Annotated in this window: 2 protein-coding genes; both read right to left on the reverse strand. The window is 64.6% G+C overall.

Translation table 11 applies throughout. From position 1 onward, the window contains the following. Positions 1 to 108: 108 nt before the first annotated feature. Positions 109 to 684 carry an IS3 family transposase gene (locus tag BJEO58_RS14730; RefSeq protein ID WP_425456998.1) on the reverse strand — a complete coding sequence of 192 codons (576 nt, stop codon included), beginning with the start codon at positions 682 to 684 and terminating at the stop codon, positions 109 to 111. 50 nt (positions 685 to 734) lie between these two features. Then, on the reverse strand, positions 735 to 1,085 hold the full coding sequence (locus BJEO58_RS14735) for a transposase (protein WP_257904223.1): 351 nt from the start codon (positions 1,083 to 1,085) through the stop codon (positions 735 to 737). Between the last annotated feature and the right edge of the window lie 197 nt (positions 1,086 to 1,282).

A 1,282-nucleotide genomic window follows, 5' to 3' on the forward strand; every position in this document is an offset into this window, starting at 1 on the left:
AGGAGGCAGAACGCGTCAAGATCGGGGGTCGTGAAGCTAGGCTTGCCCATGTCGAGGTCTTCCGGATGGAGAGTGTGAGAACTTCCATCTTCAGGGAGACCTCGACGTCTACCCAGGCAACGACACGGACGGACCCACAGCACCAGGCTCTACACCCTCATCTGCGAAGAGCCGGTTTAATGCCTGATGGAGTGCGTCTTCGACAAGACTCGTGCGCATATGCTCGGCGATCGACCACCCCACCAGACGCTTCGAGTACAGGTCGATGACCGTGGCCAGATACAGGTTCTTGCCCTCCGTCCCGTATGGGAGGTAGGTAATGTCGCCGACGTACCGTCTGCCCGCCTCGGAGGCGCTGAAGTCCCGCTCGAGCAGGTCCGGGAACACCTGCGCGCCGGGATCCTTGACCGTCGTGATCCGTGGCTTGCGCAGATGCACCCCGACGAGCTGATTCTCTCGCATCAGCCGGGCGACCTTCTTGTGATTGACGGGACCCTCCACCCGGGGATCGCGGGCAAGCTCCACGCTCATCCGCCGGTACCCATACGTGTGGTCCCGTTCCTCGTGCACGGCCTGCATCCTGGCCACAAGACGTGCGTCGGCCTCCTGCCGCTGCCGGCGCGCGGCCCGACCCTCGCGCCACGCGTAGAAGCTCGACCGCTGGATGCCCAGCACAGTACACATCCGCTTCACCCCATGGGCGTGACGGTGGTCGGCGACGAGCTGGAAGCGGATCACCAGGTCGTCTCGGCCGCGAAATACTTCGTGGCCTTCTGCAGGATCGTCCGCTCCTCTGTGAGCCTGTCGACATCACCGCGCAGCGTCTTTCTCTCGTCCCGCAAGGTCTCGTTCTCGATGCGCAGGCGGGCCAGCTCCTCCTCGGGCATCTCCGGCTCCGTCCCCGCGCCGTCGGGACGTGTTGGCACCTTCCCGGCCGCTTTGCGGGCCTTGTGGACCCACGTCTTCAGTGTCGCGCGGGCGATCCCCAGATCAGCAGCGGCGCTCGAGTACGACAGCTCGGGTCGCGACTCGTACAGCGCCACGGCGTCGGTCTTGAACTCATCGGAGTACATGTTCGTCGGCATAGTGGTAACTCGCATTCTCCGGCCCAGTATGGGCCAGCCTCAGCGTGTCCACCACCCGGGGGTCAGCCCCACCGGGTCCGCCGGACTCTGCTGACAGGAGCGGGTCTTCTCACCGAGAAGCAGCATGCGCGACTCGAGGAGGTGTTCGCCGACCAGCGCCATGTCGAGGTTGAAGCGACCTGGGGTGTGTATCAGGA

It is taken from the genome of Brevibacterium jeotgali (assembly GCF_900169175.1).
Lineage (GTDB): Bacteria > Actinomycetota > Actinomycetes > Actinomycetales > Brevibacteriaceae > Brevibacterium > Brevibacterium jeotgali.

What these genes read in the sequence shown, in the direction of transcription:
- BJEO58_RS14735 (WP_257904223.1), bottom strand. Translation starts at nt 1,085, where the DNA reads ATGCCGACGAACATGTACTCCGATGAGTTCAAGACCGACGCCGTGGCG.
- BJEO58_RS14730 (WP_425456998.1), bottom strand. Translation starts at nt 684, where the DNA reads ATGTGTACTGTGCTGGGCATCCAGCGGTCGAGCTTCTACGCGTGGCGC.